The organism is Thioalkalivibrio paradoxus ARh 1 (assembly GCF_000227685.2).
Lineage (GTDB): Bacteria > Pseudomonadota > Gammaproteobacteria > Ectothiorhodospirales > Ectothiorhodospiraceae > Thioalkalivibrio > Thioalkalivibrio paradoxus.
In genome coordinates this window covers 2120468-2139463 of the sequence record NZ_CP007029.1, presented here as the reverse complement: position 1 = coordinate 2139463, position 18996 = coordinate 2120468, and the positions used below count along the sequence as shown (strand labels likewise).

Here is an 18996-nt window from a genome sequence, read left to right as displayed (position 1 = left end):
CTTGAATTTCGACACGGTTGCGGCAGTAGATTTGGGCTCGAACAGCTTCCACATGCTGGTGGCGCGCTGGCACGACGGTGAGATCATCACCGTGGATCGCCTGAAGGAGACCGTGCGCCTGGCCAGCGGGCTGGACGCGCGCAACCGGTTGTCGGAGGAAGCGCAGCAACGGGCACTCGACTGCCTGCGGCGGTTCGGCCAGCGCCTGCGCAACCTTCCCCCGGGCAGCGTCCGGGCGCTCGGCACCAACACCCTGCGCAAGGCGCGCGGCGCCCGCGGTTTCCTGGAAGCGGCGGAAGACGCGCTGGGCCACCCGGTGGAAATCATCGGGGGGCGCGAGGAGGCGCGGCTGATCTACCTCGGGGTGGCCCATACCCTGGCGGACGACGGTGGCCGGCGTTTGGTGATCGATATCGGCGGCGGCAGTACCGAGGTCATCATCGGCGAGCGCTTCGAGCCCCGGCTGGCCGAAAGCCTGCAGATGGGTTGCGTCACCTTCAGCAGGCAGCACTTTCCGGACGGCCGCATCACCGCGGCCCGGTTCCGGCAGGCGGAATTGCACGCGCAGCTGGAACTGCAGCCGATCGTCGCGGCCTACCGCCAAATGGGCTGGGAACAGGCGCTGGGTTCTTCGGGGACCCTGCTGGCGCTGGATCGGATGCTGCACGAAGGTGGGATGGAGAAGGCGCTGGGGATCAGTCTGGGCGGCCTGGAGACCCTGCGGGCCCGGATGATCGAAATCGGGCACATCGACTGGCTGAACCTCCCGGGTCTGTCGGAGGATCGCAAGCCCGTGATTGTCGGGGGCCTTGCGGTGCTTCTGGGGGCCTTCCGGGGGCTCGCGATCGAGCGCCTGACGACGTCCGATGGAGCGATGCGCGAGGGGGTCGTGCACGACCTCTTCGGGCGTTTTCATCACGAGGATGTGCGCGCCCGGACGATCCAGAACCTGCGCAAGCGCTTTGCGGTGGAAGCCCGGCATGCCGAACGGGTGGCGACAGAGGCGATGCGCCTGTTCGAGCCGGTGGCCAGGACCTGGCAGCTGGGTGGTGTCGAGGCGGATCTGCTGACCTGGGCCGCCGAACTGCACGAGATCGGGCTTGCACTGTCGCACAGCCGCTATCACAAGCACGGCGAGTACATCCTGACCCATGCGGATCTGCCGGGCTTCTCCCGGCAGGAGCAGGCCGACCTCGCCTTGTTGGTGCGCGCGCATCGCCGCCGGCTGCAGCCGAAACTGTTCGAATCGCTTCCGAAAGCCCGGCGGCGCCGGCTGATGCGGCTCGCGTTGCTGCTGCGCTTGGCCGTACTGCTGCATCGTTCGCGCAACGACCAGCCGGTGCCTTTGCAGGCGGTCCGCGTCGAGCGGCGGGAGATCACGCTGGAATTCGGAGCGGGCTGGCTGTCGGAGCACCCGCTGACGGTTACCGATCTGGAACAGGAAGCCGTGCAGCTGGATCCGCTGGGGTTCACATTACGGTTTGGGTAATCTGCCCGGGAACGCCGGGCGGCCGCGCCGGCGACCGCTCGGCGAACGGATCGATGCCCGGAAGGGCGGCCGGGTCAGCTCTTGTTCGCGAGTTTCTCCAGCAGATCTTCCTGCGCGGAATACCGTGGTTCGCCCGGGGGCGGCTGCTGGCGCTGATAGCTGCCGTCCTTTTGCAGCACCCAGGCGCTGCAGGTATCGCGCATGTAGCAGAACATTGATTCCTCGGCCACGCGATCGCGCAGTTTCGGATCCTTGATCGGAAACGCCACTTCGACCCGGCGGAAGAAGTTGCGTGGCATCCAGTCGGCGCTGGACATGTACAGCTCGGGCTGCCCGTCGTTGCCGAAATAGAACACGCGCGAGTGTTCCAGGAAGCGCCCGAGCACGGAGCGAACCTCGATGCTCTCGGACACCCCCGGCACGCCGGGACGCAGGCAGCAGATGCCGCGCACCAGCAGCTTCACCTGCACGCCGGCACTCGACGCGCGGTACAGCGCCTGGATCACGCCCGGTTCGATCAGCGAGTTCATGCGCGCGGCGATCAATGCCGGCTTGCCCGCCACCGCGATCGCGGTCTCGCGCTCGATCCGGTCGATGATCGACGGATGCAATGTGAACGGCGCCTGCAACAGGTTGCGGAGCTTGGAGACCCGGCCCAGCCCGGTGAGCTGCTGGAACACCCGGTGCACGTCCTCGGTGATCACCGGGTCCGCGGTGAGCAGGCCGTAGTCGGTGTAGGCCTTCGCGGTACCGGCGTGGTAGTTGCCGGTGCCGAGGTGCGCATAGCGGGTAATCTGGTCGTTGTCCCGGCGCACGACCAGCGCCATCTTGGCATGGGTCTTGTACCCGACCACGCCGTAGGTGATGTGCACCCCGGCGTCCTGCATCCGGTTCGCGAGTTCGATGTTGGCCTCTTCGTCGAAGCGCGCGCGCAACTCGATCACCACCGTGACTTCCTTGCCGGCCTGTGCGGCCTCGATCAGCAGTTCGACCAGCTGCGAGCGCGTTCCGGTGCGGTACAGCGTCTGCTTGATCGCCAGCACGTCGGGATCCCGCGCCGCCTGGCGTATGAACTCGACCACCGGCATGAACGACTCGTAGGGGTGGTGCAGCAGCAGCTCCTGCTGGCGGATCGCGTCGAAGATGCTGCCGCTGCCGTGCGCCTTCGGCAGGCTCGGGATGAATGGCGGGAACTTGAGATCGGCCCGGTCCACCAGGTCGTGCACTGCCATCAGCCGGTTCAGGTTCACCAGCCCGTGCACCTGGTACAGCTCGTCGTCGGTCAGGTGGAAGTGCGCGAGCAGGAAGCGCGCGTCGTCCTCCGGGCAGTTGTCGGCGATCTCGAGCCGTACCGCTTCGCCGTAGTTGCGCTGGGGCAGTTCGCCCTCCAGCGCGTTCAGCAGGTCGTCGATCTCTTCCTCGCGCACGAACAGATCCGAATTGCGCGTCAGCCGGAACTGGTAGCAGCCGGTGACCTTCATCCCCTGGAACAGTTCGTTCACGTGGGCATGCAGGATCGATGACAAAAACACGAAATCGTTGTCGCCGCCGGCGACCTCGCGGGGCAGGCGCACGACGCGCGGCAGCGAACGCGGGGCCTGCACCACCGCCCGGCGCGACTCGCGCCCGAACGCGTCCTTGCCCCTGAGCGTGACGATGAAGTTCAGGCTCTTGTTCAGGATGCGCGGGAACGGATGCGCCGGATCGAGCCCGATCGGACTCAGGACCGGCTGCAGCTGTTCCTGGAAGAAGCTGCGCAGCCAGCGCTGCTGCTCCTCGGTCCAGTGAGTGCGCCGGATGAAGCGGATCTCCTGCTCGGCCAGCGCCGGAATCAGCACCTCGTTCAGCGTTCGGTACTGCTCCGCGACCAGTTCGTGCGCGCCGACGCTGATTTTCGCCAGCTGTTCCTGGGCGGACAGACCATCCGGCCCGGGGGTCTGCACGTTCAGCGCGACCTGCTGGCGCAACGAACCCACGCGCACTTCGAAGAACTCGTCGAGGTTGGTCGACGAGATGCACAGGAAGCGCAGGCGCTCGAGCAGCGGAAAGCGTTCGTCGAGCGCGAGTTCCAGCACCCGGCGGTTGAATTCCAGCAGCGAGAGCTCCCGGTTCAGGTAGAGCTCGGGATTGGAAAGGTCGACGGCGTTCATGCATGTTCCATGGGGCGGGAATGGCGAAGACTATACACGTTGCGCGGGCGGCTATCCCGCTTGGCCGTTGCCCCTGCTCATGGTCTCGGCGGGACCGCCGGCCCGCACCGGAACCCCGATCGCGCCGAACCAGCCGGCGAGCGCAGCGTTATCACGGGCGGAGGTCGAAACCGCGCCGGATGCTGGCGAACCCCCCGACGCTGCATGCCGGATCGCGGCCTTCGGTCTTGCTTGCCCTGCGCCGAGGCGGCAATCGCGTTCAGTGGAGGAAGGGTTCGGGTCTTCGTCCCGGGCGCAGGCAGGACGGCCTCCCGCTCATGCCTGCCGGGTCAGTCGCCGGTCAGCAGGAACTCGACCAGTGCCTTCTGGGCATGCAGGCGGTTCTCGGCCTCTTCCCAGACCACGCTTTGCGGCCCTTCCAGCACTTCGGTGGTCACTTCTTCTTCGCGATGCGCCGGCAGGCAGTGCATGAACAGGGCATCGGGGCGGGCCAGGGCCATCAGTTCGGAATCGACCAGGAATCCGGTAAACGCCTGGCGGCGGGCGCTCTTCTCGTCTTCCTGGCCCATGCTGGCCCAGACATCGGTGACCACCAAGTCGGCATCGCGCGTGGCCGCCGCCGGGTCGCGCAGCAGTTCCAACGCGTCCCCGGCAGCTTTCACGATGCCGGGATCGGGGTCGTAGCCTTCGGGGCAGGCGGCGGCGAGCGTGAAGCCCAGCTGCCGGGCCGCGAGGATGTAGCTGTTGCACATGTTGTTGCCGTCGCCGATCCAGGCCACGCGCCGCCCGCCGATGTCACCGCGTTGCTCGGTGTAGGTCTGCAGGTCGGCGAGCAGCTGGGCGGGGTGCTCGTGGTCGGTCAAGCCGTTGATGACCGGCACCGTCGCATGCTGTGCAAAGCGCTCGATCTTCTCGTGCTCGTAGGTGCGGATCATCACCGCGTCGACCATCCGGGAGAGCACCCGCGCGGTGTCCTCGATCGGCTCTCCGCGCCCGAGCTGGGTATCGCGTGGGGACAGGAACAGCGCATGGCCGCCCAGCTGCAGCATTCCCACCTCGAACGAGACCCGCGTGCGGGTCGACGATTTCTCGAAGATCATCCCGAGCGTCTTGCCGCGCAGGAGATAATCGTGCGCGACGCCTGCGCGGGTTTGCCGCTTGAGCTCGATCGCGCGCTGGATGATCGTCCGGACCTCCGATCCGCTGAGGTCGGAAAACGAGAGAAAATGCCGCAGAGTCATGCTGTAACCTTTTGTTTCTTTTGCTCCGTGATGAGTCGGGACACGAGGTCGGCAACGGTGTCCGCGATCTCCGCGATCTGGTCGTCGTCCGTGATCAGCGGTGGCAGCAGCCGCACGACGCGTTCTGCGGTGACGTTGATCAGCAGGCCCCGGTCCAGCGCCTGGCGCACCAGTTCGGTTGCGGGGCGGTCGAGTTCGATGCCCAGCATCAGTCCCTTGCCGCGGATCTCGATCACCTCGGGATGCGAGCCCAAGCGTTCCTGCAGCAGGCGCAGCAGCATGTCCCCGTGCCGGGCGGCCTGTTCGCCGAGCGCCTCTTCCTGCATCACGTCGAGCACGGCCAGCGCCGCACGGCAGACGAGCGGGTTGCCGCCGAAGGTCGTGCCGTGGCTGCCGGGGGTGAACAGGTCGGTCGCAGCGCCGGAAACCAGGCTCGCGCCGATGGGCACGCCGTTGCCGAGGCCCTTGGCCAGGCTGAGCACGTCCGGCACGATGTCCTCGTGCTGGAACGCGAACCACTGGCCGGTGCGCCCGATTCCGGACTGGATTTCGTCCAGCATCAGCAACCAGTGGTGCCGGGTCGCCAGCGTGCGCAGCTCGCGCAGATAGCCCGAGGGTGGCAGGCGGATGCCGCCCTCGCCGGTAATCGGTTCGACCAGGATCGCCGCGATTTCGGGGTCGCCGCCCAGTTCCGCGACTGCGGCCGAGTCGCCGTACGGCACCCGGATGAAACCTTCGACCAGCGGTTCGAAGCCGTTCTGGATCCGCGCGTTTCCGGTCGCCGAGAGCGTGGCCAGCGTGCGTCCGTGGAAACTCCCCTCCATCACGACGATCTTCGGCCGGGCGATCCCGCGCCGGTGTCCGTGCAGCCGGGCCAGCTTGATCGCGGCCTCGTTGGCTTCCGCCCCGGAATTGCAGAAGAAGGCCTGGTCCATGCCGGCAAGCGCGCACAGGCGCCGCGCCAGCTGCTCCTGCAATGGAACGCGATACAGGTTCGACGTGTGGATCAGGGTATGCGCCTGCTCGGCGATCGCGGCGGCGATCTTGGGATGGGCGTGCCCCAGACCGCAGACGGCGATGCCGGACAGCGCATCGAGATAGCGTCGCCCCTCGGTATCCCACAGCCACGCTCCTTCGCCGTGCTCGAAGGCGACCGGCAACCGGTTGTAGGTGGTTTGCAACGCATCTGCCATGGCAATGGCCTCCGAACGAAAGAGGCCGGTGGCATCGAACGACGGCACACCGGCCCAGAAACCGGAGGCGCGAGGCGCGCACCCCCGGTGGTTCACCCGAATTGTGAGACTATTTCATCTGGCTGGCAACGAAATCCCAGTTGACCACGTTCCAGAAGCCCTCGAGGTACTTCGGCCGGGCGTTGCGATAGTCGATGTAATACGCATGTTCCCAGACGTCCGCGGTCAGCAGCGGGGTCTTGCCGTCACGCAGCGGGTTCGCGGCGTTGGAGGTATTCACGATCTCGAGCGAACCGTCGGCGTTCTGTACCAGCCAGGTCCAACCGGAGCCGAAATTGTTCACCGCGGAATCGCTGAACTTTTCCTTGAACGCGGCAAAGGAACCGAATGCGGCGTTGATCGCATCCGCAAGCTTGCCGGTCGGCTCGCCGCCGGCGTTCGGGCCCATACAGTTGAAATAGAACGTGTGGTTCCAGACCTGCGCGCCATTGTTGAAGATGCCGCCGGCCGGCGCGTTGCGCACGATGTCTTCGAGGCTGGCATTTTCGAACTCGCTGCCGGGAAGCAGGCCATTGAGTTTGGTCACGTAGGTCGCGTGGTGCTTGTCGTGGTGAAACTCCAGGGTCTCCGCGGAGATGTGCGGCTCCAGGGCGTTCTTCGCATACGGCAGGGGAGGCAGTTCGTGTGCCATCTTTGGTTCTCCTCGGTTGGTCGACTGCTAGGGGACGACGAAAGATAGACATACCCTCGGTCGGATGCAATTCCCGAGGCTTCGCGTCGGCTTTCGCCGCGGCGACCGGCACGCAAGCGCTGCCGATGGACGGCGTGTTGCGCCAGATCGGCCGCAGGACTGGCGCACGGAACCTGCACAGCGCTGCGCCCATCCCCTAGGCCATCCACTCGCCGATCGAGCGGGCCGGGGGTGCCGGCGCTGGAGGGGTATGACATGGCACGCGAACGCGCCCCGGCGGCATCGGCCAGAGGCATCGGCCAGAGGTATCGGGGATAGTCGGGGCCAGGACGGCGCTTGTATCATGCCGGCTCGATGCGGTCGTTCCGGGAGGGCGCTTGGCGATTCTCGACGCAGGGCTGGCCAATGGTTCGGGTTCGGGCCCCGGATACGCCTCCGGCTGCCGGGTCGATGCAGCCATGGCGGGTGGGGCGCGATGAGGCAGGCGCCACGCCCGGTACCGGCGGCGGCCCCGGCCGTTCCGATGTTCGCGCGGCTGGGGCGCTGGCTGGGACCCGGCGTGTTCCTGGCGTTTCTGGCACTGGCCGCGCCCGCGGGTTTCTCGGCCGAGGCCTGGCTCGTGCTCGGGTTGACGCTGTTCATGGCGATCTGGTGGATCACCGAGGCGGCGCCGATCCCGGTGACCGCGCTGCTGCCGATCGCGGTGCTGCCGCTGCTCGGCGTGGTGCCGATGGCGGAAGCCACCGCGCCGTATGCCAACCCGCTGATCTTTCTGTTCGTCGGCGGTTTCTCGGTGGCATTGGCCGTGCAGCGCTGGAACCTGCACCGGCGCGTCGCGCTGGCGATCCTGCATCTCTCGGGCAATCGACTGGACCGCCTGATCGGCGGTTTCATGCTCGCGACCGCGGGGCTCAGCATGTGGGTCAGCAACACCGCCACCGCGGCGCTGATGCTGCCGATCGCGCTGTCGGTGCTGGCGCTGGTCGAGTCGGATGCGCAGGCGCGCGACGCGGGTTCGCGACCCGCGGTGGCGTTGCTGCTCGGGATCGCGTTTGCGGCGAACATCGGCGGCATGGCCACGTTGATTGGCTCGCCACCCAACGCGCTGACGGCCGCGTTCCTGAATGAGCGCTACGGACTCGAGGTCGGGTTCGTGCAGTGGCTGGCGATGGGGCTGCCGATCTCGATCACATTGCTGGCGTTCACCTGGTGGTCGCTGACGCACTGGGTGTTCCCGGTCCACCGTATCGGACTCGAGGGGCTGGGCGACCTGCTGGCCGGGCAGCGGGCCGAACTTGGCGGCTGGTCGTCGGCCGAACGCCGCGTGGCGGTGATCTTTGCGCTGGTCGCGCTGGCGTGGCTGTTCCGGCCGTTGTTGAACGAGTGGCTGCCGGTGCAGCTGACCGACGCGGGAATCGCGATACTCGGCGCCGCGGTGCTGTTCATCGTGCCCTCGGGACGCGCCGAGCAGCGGTACCTGCTGGCCTGGGAAAACACTCGGGATCTGCCGTGGGGGGTGCTGCTGCTGGTCGGCGGCGGGTTGAGCCTCGGCGCCGCGATCGAGGGCAGCGGGCTTGCCGCGATGGCGGCGCAGACGCTGCATGGAGCGGTCGCTCTGCCGTTGTGGCTGCTGGTGCTCGGCGTGATCGTGCTGACGATGGGCTTGAGCCATGTGACCAGCAATACCGCGACCGCCGCGACGCTGTTGCCGCTGGTGGCGGCACTGGCGCTTCAGGCGCAGGCGGCGCCGCTGTTGCTGGCGATTCCGGTGGCGCTCGCGGCCTCGGCGGCGTTCATGCTGCCAGTCGCGACGCCGCCGAACGCGATCGTTTTCGGCAGCAATCGGCTGGCGGTGCTCGACATGGTGCGCGGCGGCGCGCTGCCCAGCCTGATCTCGCTGCTGGTTCTGGTCATCGTCGCGATGACCTGGGTCGGCGTGATCTTCGAAACCGGCTGACCCGATGGCCGCGCGCCCTGTTCCGGAGACCCGGCTGCGCGCCAGGCTGAACGACATGCTGTGGCTGGTGCCGGTCCCGCTGTTCCTGTTCCTGGTCCGCGAGTGGGCGGCGCTGCTGCCGCAGGCGGCAGTGGTCGGCCTGATCGGTGCGCTGGCGACGCTGATGGCGGCCGGCGTCTGGCTGCGCGCGGCCGTCCGAAGGCGGATCTTCCTGGCCGGAGCCTTGCGGCCCGAGAGTGTCGGGTACCGCTGGCTGCGGGGCGGAGCCGGGCTCGCGCTCGTGTCTCTGGCCCAGGGCGCGGTGCTGGCCACGGTGCTGCTGGTCGCCACCGTGCGCGATCCGGGTCTGCTGCCGCTCGTGTGGATCCTGAATGTGCCGGTGTTCGTGCTGCTGTGGCACGCGGCGTTCCGGCTGGTGGAGCGCCATGCGGTTGCGCGCTTTCGGGCGGGGGTCGCGCTGCGGCTGGCGCTCGGGGTGAACTTCGTGCTGCTGTTCGGCGTGCTCGCCGCAGCCGCGGTGTTCCAGACGTATCCCGATTTCACTGGCTTGAGCCTTCGCGACGCCGTGCTGTTCGAAGCGGCTCGCCAGCACGCGTCGAGCGCGCTGCTGCAGGCGCTGCTGCAGGCCGCGGCGGCGGTGGACGCGGTAGGCTGGTGGCTGGGACAGCAATGGCTGCCTGGGATCACGCAGCCGTGGCTGCAGTTTCTGGGCTGGGCGCTGCTGCTCGCAACCGATGCCCTGGTCGTGTGGTCTTACCTGGTATTCTGCTCGTCGGTGTTGGCGCTGGCGCACTGGCGGAGCTGGCATCCGGGAGTGGGGACATGACCGCAATTTCCGTGCACATGGGCACGGCTGGTAACCTGTTTCGCGCGCTGCTGCTGATCGCGGCGCTGGCGGGGCTGATGGTGCTCGCGCTCGACCCGCGCCCATGGGAAAGGCTGGGGTCGGCCCTGGCGCCTTTCGAGATCCTGGTGGCGAGCGAGCGGCTGACGGTCACGCCGGCGACCGCCCGCGAGATGGTCCGCCAATCGCAGGCCCACGCCACGGCCGGCTCGACGGAGGCAGAGGCGCGGGTGCGTGCGCTGCTCGCGGCCGAGCTCGACCCCCTGTTCGCGGAGCTGTCCGCGCGCATTCCCGACTACGCCGACTGGTACTTTTCCGTTTCCGGCGAGTATGCCCGCATGCTGATGCCGGTGTTGCAGCGGATCGGTGTCCGCGACGGGGATTACCTGGCGGATCGGGCGCTGACACTGGTGTTCGGTGGCGAGGCCTTCGACCGGGAATTGACCGCGATCGACGCGCGGGCGCAGTCCGTGCTGGCGGGGCACGTGCAAGCGCTGCACGCGCGCTGGCTGCAGGACCTGATGGAACTCGCGGCGAACGGGCAGCCACCCGCGCGCGAGCGCGCCCCGGCCGAACAGTTGTCGCTGGACGCGCTGGCCACGGAGATCTCGGGGCACGGCAGCAGCGAGTTCCTGCAGCGGATCTCGACCAGCACCGCCGCGGCCGGTGGAGCGGGAGTGACGGCTCCTGCGCTGGCGCGCCTGCTGGTACAGCCGGGCGGGGCGGCGCTGACCGCAAGCGCAGCCGCTGCCAAGGGCGCGGGCCGTGGTGCCGCCAAGGCCGGCGCAGCGGGTGCGACCGCTCTCGGTTGTGCCGCGACCGGCCCGGCGGCGCTCCCCTGCGCGCTGGCAGTCGGCGGCGCGTCCTGGCTGGCCGCGGACTGGGCGTTACTCAGCGTCGACGAGTGGCGGTACCGCGATGCGCTGATCGCCGACTGGGAACGGCGCCTGGAAGGACTGCGCGCGGATCTCGAAGCGGCCATGCTGGAGCGTTATCTCGACGCGATCGCCGCCTGGCGTGGCGCGATGCACCTCGAGATCGAACGCAGCTTCTCTCCGATCGAATCGGTGCGGAGTTCGGCCGGCGGCCGGACTTGACGCGAACGTCGTGGCTGTCCCCGTTCGTGCAAGGGGAGGTCGGGGCTGTACGACGTGATCTGACCCGCGATGCCGTTGCACCATGCCGTCGAATGGCCCCACGCGCCCAGGCATGGCATGTGCGACCATGGCGCGTGACGGCCCTGGCCCTCTCTTACGGCTCGTTCATCCGATCGGCACCGTAGTCGAAGCCCCATCGCGGCAGGGTCGCGGCCAGCAGCGGGCTGAGGGGTGTCAGTTGCGGGGTGCGGCTTCTTCGGCGAACAGCGCGGCGGCGTTGTCGTGCCCGATGTGGCGCGCGACGTCCGGCGGCAGCTGCGCGAGCCAGGCGCGGATGCCCGCCACGTGATCGTCGAGTTCCATCCAGCGGCGCGTGCTGAACGTGTCGGCACCGATCAGAAACCGGTCGGCGTGCTCGATCAGCAGATCCTGCCATTCGAGCGGCATGCCGCCCGGCGGGTTCAGCCGTTCGCTGCGCATCGACAGGTCGACGTACAGGCTCGGGTAGCGCTCGAGGTAGTCGTGCAGCAGCGGCGGGTACGGAAAACTGCCCGCGTGCGCCCAGAGGATCAGCGCATCCGGCTCGATTTCGTAGGCCCGATCGATGACTGCGGGATCGCCGTGGATCATCACCGGCAGCCCGCGCCGGTGCGCGAGTTCCAGAAGTTCCTGGAACACCGGCGAATGCCGGTCATCCGCGAACAGATGCAGTTCGCCGATCCCGCGCCACGCGCCCGTGGCCAGGCCCGCGTCGAGCCGGGCCCGGACGCGTTCGGGCAGTTCTTCCTGGTGCATCCAGGTTTGCTTGTGCGCCGGCGAGTCGTAGACATCCAGAAACGGCAGGATCCGCCCGGGTGCCGCTTGCATCAGCGCTTCGGCCAGTTCGTCGGTCCGGGTGGAGACCACCGCGCGGACGATCCCCGCGTCGACCAGCGCGGCGGATGCCTGCTCCGGCGGCAGCGCTTCCGCGTGCGGGACGTTGTAATGGAGGTGGGTATCGAACAGCGGCAGAGCGTCGGGGTGGGCGGCCCAAGGGACCAGCAGCAGGGTGAGCAACGCGACGGCAGACAAGCGCCGAATGATCCTGGCAGGCATAAGTTCCTCCTTACTCGACGAACGCGGCCGGCCCACTTCGCGCCAATGAACCGAACGGTCGGCGGATCCACGGGCCTCGCACAAGGACGTCCCGGCCGGTGGCTTTTGTTCCCTGTGCGGTTGCAGGGCTTTGGGGCCCGCGGTGTCGGTGGGTCTGGTTGCGGACGCCCGGCGCGATGGCGGTGCCGGGGGCGGCTCGCCGGGAGCGTCTTCGTGACCGCAGTGCCGGCTATCTCCCGAAGGCGTCGTGCAGCCAGTCCCGGAAGCGATCCATGCCCGCTTCGGTGAATTCGCGATCGGGCCAGACGCCAGGCACGAAACCATGCTGCAAAAAGGGCTCCAACAACGCGGGATCGCCGCTGACGAGGTGTACCGGGACTCCTGGATTGGGGTTGGGGCCGGTGATGATCGAGGCGGGCTGGTGATCGCCGATCAGGATCAGCAGGGTGCGCTCGTCGGTATGGCGGACGGCGTAGGCGCCGGCTACTTCCAGCGCGTAGGCGACCGACTCGGCGTAGGCCTGCCGGACCCGGTCGGGATCCAGCCACAGCACCTCGGGGGGCTCGCCGCTGCCTTCCCACTGCCGGAACACGGAACCGTCACCGATCGCGTCCCAATCGTCCAGGACCGGCAGCACTGGCACCCAGGGCGCATGGCTGCTGAGCAGCGCGATCTTCGCGAATACCGGGCGTTCCTCGGCCCGGCGCACAGCGTGCTCGAAGTGTGACCAGACGAACTGGTCCGGCATGGTCACCCAGTTGAATTCAGGGCCGGCATAGGGCATGTCGCCGGCCCCCCGGATTTCGTCGAAGCCGTACCAGCGGCCCCCGGGCCAGGAACGCACAATGGCAGGCATTACCGCGACCGTCCGATGTCCGGTGCGCGCGAAATCCCCGACCAGTGTCGGACGCTCGGTTTCCAGCAGGAGTTCGTAGCGCGCTTGGCTGGTGATCCACAACCCGCTGAGCAATGTGGAATGCGCCAGCCACGATTGGCCACCGAACATCGGCGCGTTTACAACGCCGGTCGCCACGTGCAGCCGCGACGCCTCAGCGCGTTGCCCGAAGGCGTCGAGGCGCGCGCCGACCACGGGGGAATACCGCTCGTCGAACAGCGCGGAGACGCCGTACGATTCGATGAAACCGATGATCACGTCGATCCCGGCGAGCCCTTCGAGGCGGGTTTCGGGGTCGTCGTTCCGTTCCCGATCGAGCTCGGCCTTGAAGGCCAGTCGTTCGGATCGAGCGTCGCGGCCGAACCGGAACTGGTCCAGCACCAGGGTGATGCCGGGTGTGATCGCGCGCGGCAGGTTGGGTACGGCTTCGCCTGCGTGGAAGGTGGTCGTCCCGGCAACGCCGACCAGGACCAGCGCGGTTGCCACCCCGGTCCGGGCGGTGCCACGGCCGCCGGGCAGGCGGACGAGCAGGCGCGCCGCCAGCAGACCGACCGCGCCCACGGCCAGGAACACGAGCAGCATCGCGAGCAGTGCACCGGGCAGCGACACGCTTCCCGCTGCGAGATCGTAGACCGAGCGCGCCAGCGGGTAGTCGAGATAGAGGTTCAGTGGGCGCGACAGGCTCAGGCGTGCGAGCGCGTCGGCCAGCACCAGTAGCGTTAGAGCGGCGAACAGCCAGCCGGCAAGCGCGGCGATTCGGGCCGTTCTGCGGCCGGCTGGCAGCAGCGCGAAGAGCCCTGCGAGCAGCGCCGCCTCCAGCGCCAGCCAGTTGGGACCGAAGCCTGCATAGCGCGGGATCTCGAGCGCGAGAAACAGCAAGTTCAGTAGGCCGAAGATGAGCAGTAGGCGCAGCAAGGCGGTTGGTCTCTCCGGGACTGGTTGGGCATTGGCGGCGATGGCAAGGGGCCCATCCCCGATTCATGAAAACGATGAACAGCGCTGCCCGGGATCGAGCAGGGCCGAAAACGCCCAGACCATCATCCGCCATGGAGTCGTCGTGTAATGGCCCGTAATGGCCCGGCCGGCCACGATCTGCCCACGCCGAATGCGGAGGTCACAGCCGCATTCCGCCAGTTGGCCGAGCCGTAAGGACTGCGCCCTTCGCGGTCTTCCGCGGCTCGGCAACAACTTCCGCTTGCCGGTATTGTCTTAGGGGTTCGTTGCAGGTTCCACAAATCCTCCGCACGATGCGCTCTTTGGCGGGGGCGAAGCCTGCACTCAACGCCTGACACCGTTTGGCACTGGCATCCCTGGGGATCCGATGACGTCTGGCTGGTTCAGATTCGCGGTTTGGCTGCAGGCAGGGGCGCTGCTGCTCGGCGCGTCCGCCGCCGCGGTGGCAGACGAGGCGGACGCGCTGTTCGAACAGGTCATCGATCTCGCGGCGGAGCGCGCCGCGACAGCCTACCAGCCGCCTGCGGAGATGCTGCCGGAGCCGCTGGCGTCGATCGACTACGACCAGTACCGGTCGATCCGGTTCCGGCCCGAGGGGGCGCTCTGGCGCGGGCAAGCGCGCTTCGAGGTGCAGTTCTTCCATCCGGGGTTCCTGTTCCCGCACCCGGTCACGGTGCACGAGCTGCGCGATGGCGAGGTGCACAGGATCGCGTTCGACCCGGCGTCGTTCCGCTACGAGCACGACGCGGCACCGCTCGCAGACGTCGTCGCACCCGATCTCGGATTCGCCGGATTCCGGCTCCATTTTCCAATCAATACCGAGGCGTACAAGGATGAGGTGATGGTGTTTCTAGGGGCCTCGTACTTCCGCCTGGTCGGGCCCGGGCAGGTGTATGGCCTGTCGTCCCGCGGGCTCGCCGTCGACACGGCGCTGCCTTCCGGCGAGGAGTTCCCGGCGTTCCGGGAGTTCTGGCTGTTGCGGCCGGAGGCGCAGGCCGACACGGTGACGATCCTGGCGCTGCTCGACGGTCCCTCGGTCACCGGCGCGTACCGCTTCGACCTTCGCGTCGCACCGGAAGTGACCGTGGAGGTCGATTCCCGGCTGTTCGCGCGCACCGACCTGCGCAAGCTGGGGGTCGCGCCGCTGACCAGCATGTATTTCCTGGGCGAGGCCAGCGTACGGGACCACGACGACTTCCGGCCCCGGGTGCACGACTCCGAGGGACTGCTGCACCGGACCTCGGCGGGTGAGTGGCTCTGGCGGCCCGTTTCCAACTTCCGGCACCTGCGCGTGAGTTCGTTACGGGACCAGCGTCCACAGGGCTTCGGGCTCGTCCAGCGCAACCGTGCGTTCGATGCCTATCTCGATCTCGAGGCCGAGTACCACCGGCGTCCGAGCCAGTGGGTGGTGCCGCTCGACGGCGACTGGAGCAGCGGCGGTGTCGAACTGGTCGAGATTCCCACCGACTCCGAGATCCACGACAACATCGTCGCGTACTGGGTCGATGACGCCCCGTTTCGCGCCGGCGAACGGCGCCGCTACCGTTACCGGATCCAGGTGTTCGACGCGGAGCCGCCGTCTGGGGTGACACCGCCAGCCCGGGTTCTGCGCACCCGATCCGGCTGGGGGGCGGTGCCAGGGGTTGCCGAGCCTCCGCCCCGCAGCCTGCGCCGCTTCGTCGTCGATTTCGCCGGCGGCGACCTCGACACGCTCGGCCCGGGCGCCGGGCTGGAGCCACGGCTCGAGGCGAGCTCTGGTCGGATCACCGACCTGACCGCTCGCTGGCTGCCGGACGATTCGGGTTGGCGCGCGTCTTTCCTGCTCGAACCCGAGAACGCACGGCCCGCCGATCTGCGCCTGTTCCTCGTACACGATGGCCGCCCGGTCACGGAGACCTGGACCTATGTCTGGCACCCCGACGAACTCTGACGTGGCCCGCGGCTTCGTCGCGGGGTCCGTGGCAGCGGAGAGATCCGGCTCGCTGCGGCTGTACGCCCCGGCGGCGCGGGCACGGCAGGCCGCGTTCTTCGGTGCCGTGCTGGCAACCGCGGTTGCCGGTTCGCTGATGATGGTGCAGGCCCTGTCCACCGGCGGCTTCGGGCCGCTGCAATGGGTGATCCTGGCGCTGTTCGCGGTGACCTTCACCTGGATCGCAGCGTCGTTCTGGACCGCCGTCGCCGGCTTTCTGCTCCAGGCGTTCCGGCGCGACCCGCTGAGCCTGCGGCGCCTGCATGCCGAGGATGGCACCTTCGGGTGCCTCGAGCCGGGCCGGCGCACGGCGATCGTGATGCCGGTGTACAACGAGGACCCCGTGCGCGTGACCCGCGGCATCGAGGCGATCTGCCGGTCACTGCTCGCCACGGGGCAGGGCGGCAAGTTCGATTTCTGGGTGCTGAGCGACAGCAGCGACCCCACGGTGATCGGCGCGGAGGAGCGCGCGCTGCGGCGGCTGCGAGCCCGCCTCGGCGATGGTGTCCGGCTGCGCTACCGGCGGCGGCAGGAGAACCGCGGCCGCAAGGCGGGGAACATCGCGGATTTCTGCGAGCGCTGGGGCGCGGAGTACGAGTACATGGTCGTGCTCGACGCCGACAGCCTGATCGAGGGACCGACCCTGGTCCGGCTGGTGCAGACGATGGATGCCAATCCGAACGCCGGGCTGATCCAGACGCTGCCGCTGCCGGTGCGCCAGCAGACGCTGTTCGGGCGCTTCCAGCAGTTCGCAAACGCCGTGCACGGTCCGATGCTGGCCACCGGGCTCGCGTTCTGGCAGGCGAACAGCGCGAACTACTGGGGCCACAACGCGATCATCCGCATCCGGCCGTTCCGCGAACACTGCCAGTTGCCGGTGCTCCCCGGCCGGCCGCCGCTGGGTGGCGAGATCCTGAGCCACGATTTCGTCGAGGCGTCCTTCCTGCGGCGCGCCGGCTGGGACCTCTGGCTGCTGCCGCAGCTGCCGGGCAGCTTCGAGGAACTGCCCGGCAATCTGGTCGACTTTGCCCGGCGCGACCGGCGCTGGATCCAGGGCAACCTGCAGCACCTGCGGCTGCTTGCGGAGCCGGGCCTGCACCCGCTGAATCGCGCCCATTTCCTGTTCGGAGCCGTGTCGTACCTGGTCTCGGTGTTCTGGTTGCTGATGCTGGCAGCCGCGACCGTCGTCGCGCTGGGCGTCCCCGCGTCGCCATCGGGCGGGCCGCTGGGCGGAGAGGGGGCCTCGCTGTCGACCGCCTATGCGCTGCTCGGCGGCACGCTCATGTTGCTGCTGCTGCCGAAAGCGCTCGGCGTGCTCCTGGTCGCGGCGCGCGATCCGGGCAGGTTCGGGGGCCGGGGGCGATTGGTGCTAGGCGGGGTTCTGGAAACACTGTACTCGGTGCTGATCGCACCGCTGATGATGGCCTTCCATGCCGTGTTTGTCGCGGGGGTGCTGTCGGGGCGGAACGTGATCTGGTCGGCACAGCCCCGCGAGGGCCGGATGGTCGCCTGGAGCGAAGCGCTGCGGCGCACGGGACCGATGGTCGCGGCAGCCCTGGCCTGGGCCACGCTGCTGGCAGTGCTGGCGCCAGCGTTCCTTTGGTGGGTGCTGCCGGTTCTGGTGGGGTGGCTGGCGGCGCCCGCGCTGGTGCGCGGCAGCGGTAGTCGCGCCGCCAGCGCCCGGCTGCGTGTTAGGGGTCTGCTGCTGACACCTGCGGACATCACCCCCGGGCCGGCACTTGCGACGATGGTCCGGTTGGAAGAGCAGCCGGCCCAGGCCGGCGGCGTCAGCGTCCTCCTCCGGGGTATGCGCCGAATGCCGCCAGCGCCGGGCAGGGCCTGGGCCGGCGGCGCCCTGCGCAAGGCCGCCAGCGGCAATTGATGCGAAAGCACTCGCTGGGCTCGTCTCGGGCAACCGGTAGGGCGGAAGAGCGCAAGCGTCATCCGCCACACGGCGTTCATGCCGCCCAGGAGCCGGGGGGGGCGCCCCAGCGCCAGCTGGCGGATGACGGCCTTCGGCCTTTTCCGCCCTACGCTGCTACGCTGCGTTCATGGTCGCGAGGGTGGCTGCTGGCCACCGAAGTTCCCGTGGCAATGCAGACCCGGTAGGGCGGAATAGCGCAGCGTTATCCGCCACACGGCGTACGCGCCGTCCCGAGGGGCTGCGAACACCCTGGCGCCGGATGGCGGATGACGGCCTTCGGCCTCTTCGCCCTACGCTTCGTTCATGGTCGGGAGGGTGGCTGCTGGCCATCGACGTTCCCGTCAAAATGCCGCCACGGAAGAACGCGGACAGCACGGGAAATGAAGTGTATTCAAACTCTTTCCCGATTATCACGAAAGCATTCGCGAATGCCGCTTGTGCGTAGGAGGCGAGCCCTCTCGCCGATCGGGCGCCGGAAAACCATCGGCCAGAGGCTGGCCTCCCACAGATGCGCCCCTTCCAGACCTCGCGGGCCGCCACCGGCGGAGATTTCGTGATAATCAAGAGAAACTCTTTTCCGCGTTCTTCCGTGGTCCGTTTCCTGCCTTCGGGGCGCCCACCGCCCGAGGGTATGGCCGTCAGTCCTGGCGCCGTTGCCGGAACAGGCTCATGCGCTGCATCACCCCATCCCGGCGGATTTTCCAGTGATAGATCGCGCCTGCCACGTGCAGCACGATCAGCGCGACCAGCGTGATGCCGACGATCCGATGCCACAGAAACAGCGTCTCGGATAACGCATCGTTTCGGCCGATCAGTCCCGGCAGCTCGATGTGGAACAGGTGCACCGGAAATCCGCCCGAGGCCGTCGCCAACCAGCCGAGCACCGGCATCACCAGCAGGAGCACGTAGAACAACGTGTGCACGGTCTGGCTCGCGAGGCGCTGGGCTGCCGGCAGCGGCACCGCGTAGGCGGGCTTGCCCAGCGTCAGCCGCGTGGCCAGACGCAGCACCATCAACCCGAGGATCAGCACACCCATCGTCTTGTGCGCCGTGTAGAAGAAATCCGTGCCACCCGCGCCGAAAGTGGCGCGCATGCCTTCGAAGCCCAGAACCCCGATCGTGCCACCGGCGATCAGGGCCAGCACCACCAGGACTGCGACCAACCAGTGCAGCAGCCGTTGAACCAATGCGTACCGTGGCAGTGCCTGTCCCGAAGCCATGTCTGTTGCTGAGCCACTCATACCTGCCTCCCTGGGTCTCGGACCCGGCCTGTCTGGACGATCATTGGAGGTCGGCCGGTCCCGCCAGTTCCCCGCGACCGGCCGCCGGCTGTTTGCGAAGCGCCTTGACCGGAACGCCGTCCCGGCTTAACCTTGCGCTCGGCTCGGGCGGTTAGCTCAGCGGTAGAGCACTGCCTTCACACGGCAGGGGTCACTGGTTCGATCCCAGTACCGCCCACCAGACACGATCTCGCAGAACGCGCGCCTCCGGCAAGAC

At 68.2% G+C, this 18996-nt stretch carries 13 protein-coding genes and 1 tRNA gene; 7 read left to right on the top strand and 7 right to left on the bottom strand.

All coding sequences use genetic code 11. The features are described 5' to 3' along the window. The first annotated feature begins 52 nt into the window (after window positions 1–52). Entirely contained in the window at window positions 53–1489 is a 1437-nt protein-coding gene (locus tag THITH_RS09665; protein ID WP_025367452.1) for a Ppx/GppA phosphatase family protein, read from the top strand. 74 nt (window positions 1490–1563) lie between these two features. On the opposite strand, the gene ppk1 is transcribed toward THITH_RS09665, so the two are convergent. The 4 genes from ppk1 to THITH_RS09645 form a co-directional block, all read right to left on the bottom strand. Then, a complete protein-coding gene (ppk1, locus tag THITH_RS09660) occupies window positions 1564–3639 on the bottom strand; it encodes a polyphosphate kinase 1 (protein WP_006748312.1) in 2076 nt (691 codons plus the stop codon). A 329-nt stretch (window positions 3640–3968) separates the two neighbouring features. Beyond that, entirely contained in the window at window positions 3969–4880 is a 912-nt protein-coding gene (gene argF / locus THITH_RS09655; RefSeq protein WP_006748313.1) for an ornithine carbamoyltransferase, read from the bottom strand. Further along, on the bottom strand, window positions 4877–6073 hold the full coding sequence (locus THITH_RS09650) for an aspartate aminotransferase family protein (protein ID WP_006748314.1): 1197 nt from the start codon (window positions 6071–6073) through the stop codon (window positions 4877–4879). Before THITH_RS09650 ends, argF begins: the two co-directional genes overlap by 4 nt. Before the next feature lie 109 nt (window positions 6074–6182). Next, window positions 6183–6764, bottom strand: coding sequence for a superoxide dismutase (locus tag THITH_RS09645; RefSeq protein ID WP_006748315.1), 582 nt, complete (start codon window positions 6762–6764; stop codon window positions 6183–6185). A 475-nt stretch (window positions 6765–7239) separates the two neighbouring features. On the opposite strand from THITH_RS09645, the gene THITH_RS09640 reads away from it, so the two are divergent. The 3 genes from THITH_RS09640 to THITH_RS09630 are packed head-to-tail and all read left to right on the top strand — an operon-like array spanning window position 7240 to window position 10662. Further along, the gene (locus tag THITH_RS09640; protein WP_006748316.1) at window positions 7240–8721 is read left to right on the top strand and encodes an SLC13 family permease; all 1482 of its coding nucleotides are present in this window, start codon (window positions 7240–7242) and stop codon (window positions 8719–8721) included. Between the two features lie 4 nt (window positions 8722–8725). Next, window positions 8726–9547 (top strand): hypothetical protein, encoded by an 822-nt coding sequence (locus tag THITH_RS09635; protein WP_006748317.1) that lies wholly within the window; start codon window positions 8726–8728, stop codon window positions 9545–9547. Further along, window positions 9544–10662 (top strand): hypothetical protein, encoded by a 1119-nt coding sequence (locus tag THITH_RS09630; protein ID WP_006748318.1) that lies wholly within the window; start codon window positions 9544–9546, stop codon window positions 10660–10662. Before THITH_RS09635 ends, THITH_RS09630 begins: the two co-directional genes overlap by 4 nt. Window positions 10663–10896: 234 nt before the next feature. On the opposite strand, the gene THITH_RS09625 is transcribed toward THITH_RS09630, so the two are convergent. Both THITH_RS09625 and THITH_RS09620 read right to left on the bottom strand, forming a co-directional pair. Beyond that, window positions 10897–11757: an amidohydrolase family protein gene (locus THITH_RS09625; RefSeq protein WP_006748319.1), complete on the bottom strand. Its 861-nt coding sequence runs from the start codon at window positions 11755–11757 to the stop codon at window positions 10897–10899. A gap of 229 nt (window positions 11758–11986) precedes the next feature. Beyond that, a complete protein-coding gene (locus THITH_RS09620) occupies window positions 11987–13567 on the bottom strand; it encodes an alkaline phosphatase family protein (protein ID WP_006748320.1) in 1581 nt (526 codons plus the stop codon). A gap of 406 nt (window positions 13568–13973) precedes the next feature. On the opposite strand from THITH_RS09620, the gene THITH_RS09615 reads away from it, so the two are divergent. Together THITH_RS09615 and mdoH are read left to right on the top strand one after the other, a co-directional pair. Continuing rightward, window positions 13974–15536 (top strand): glucan biosynthesis protein, encoded by a 1563-nt coding sequence (locus THITH_RS09615; RefSeq protein ID WP_006748321.1) that lies wholly within the window; start codon window positions 13974–13976, stop codon window positions 15534–15536. Beyond that, window positions 15511–17457: a glucans biosynthesis glucosyltransferase MdoH gene (mdoH, locus tag THITH_RS09610; RefSeq protein WP_006748322.1), complete on the top strand. Its 1947-nt coding sequence runs from the start codon at window positions 15511–15513 to the stop codon at window positions 17455–17457. The genes THITH_RS09615 and mdoH overlap by 26 nt, the downstream gene beginning before the upstream one ends. A 680-nt stretch (window positions 17458–18137) precedes the next feature. Here the strand turns inward: mdoH and THITH_RS09605 are convergent. Beyond that, window positions 18138–18740, bottom strand: coding sequence for a cytochrome b (locus THITH_RS09605; protein ID WP_006748323.1), 603 nt, complete (start codon window positions 18738–18740; stop codon window positions 18138–18140). Window positions 18741–18885: 145 nt separating this feature from the next. Here THITH_RS09605 and THITH_RS09600 point away from each other — a divergent pair. Beyond that, window positions 18886–18960, top strand: a tRNA-Val gene (locus THITH_RS09600). The last annotated feature ends 36 nt before the right edge of the window (window positions 18961–18996 follow it).

What these genes read in the sequence shown, in the direction of transcription:
- THITH_RS09640 (WP_006748316.1), top strand. Translation starts at nt 7,240, where the DNA reads ATGAGGCAGGCGCCACGCCCGGTACCGGCGGCGGCCCCGGCCGTTCCG.
- mdoH (WP_006748322.1), top strand. Translation starts at nt 15,511, where the DNA reads ATGTCTGGCACCCCGACGAACTCTGACGTGGCCCGCGGCTTCGTCGCG.
- THITH_RS09665 (WP_025367452.1), top strand. Translation starts at nt 53, where the DNA reads ATGCTGGTGGCGCGCTGGCACGACGGTGAGATCATCACCGTGGATCGC.
- THITH_RS09605 (WP_006748323.1), bottom strand. Translation starts at nt 18,740, where the DNA reads ATGAGTGGCTCAGCAACAGACATGGCTTCGGGACAGGCACTGCCACGG.
- ppk1 (WP_006748312.1), bottom strand. Translation starts at nt 3,639, where the DNA reads ATGAACGCCGTCGACCTTTCCAATCCCGAGCTCTACCTGAACCGGGAG.
- THITH_RS09650 (WP_006748314.1), bottom strand. Translation starts at nt 6,073, where the DNA reads ATGGCAGATGCGTTGCAAACCACCTACAACCGGTTGCCGGTCGCCTTC.
- THITH_RS09615 (WP_006748321.1), top strand. Translation starts at nt 13,974, where the DNA reads ATGACGTCTGGCTGGTTCAGATTCGCGGTTTGGCTGCAGGCAGGGGCG.
- THITH_RS09630 (WP_006748318.1), top strand. Translation starts at nt 9,544, where the DNA reads ATGACCGCAATTTCCGTGCACATGGGCACGGCTGGTAACCTGTTTCGC.
- THITH_RS09635 (WP_006748317.1), top strand. Translation starts at nt 8,726, where the DNA reads ATGGCCGCGCGCCCTGTTCCGGAGACCCGGCTGCGCGCCAGGCTGAAC.
- THITH_RS09625 (WP_006748319.1), bottom strand. Translation starts at nt 11,757, where the DNA reads ATGCCTGCCAGGATCATTCGGCGCTTGTCTGCCGTCGCGTTGCTCACC.
- argF (WP_006748313.1), bottom strand. Translation starts at nt 4,880, where the DNA reads ATGACTCTGCGGCATTTTCTCTCGTTTTCCGACCTCAGCGGATCGGAG.
- THITH_RS09645 (WP_006748315.1), bottom strand. Translation starts at nt 6,764, where the DNA reads ATGGCACACGAACTGCCTCCCCTGCCGTATGCGAAGAACGCCCTGGAG.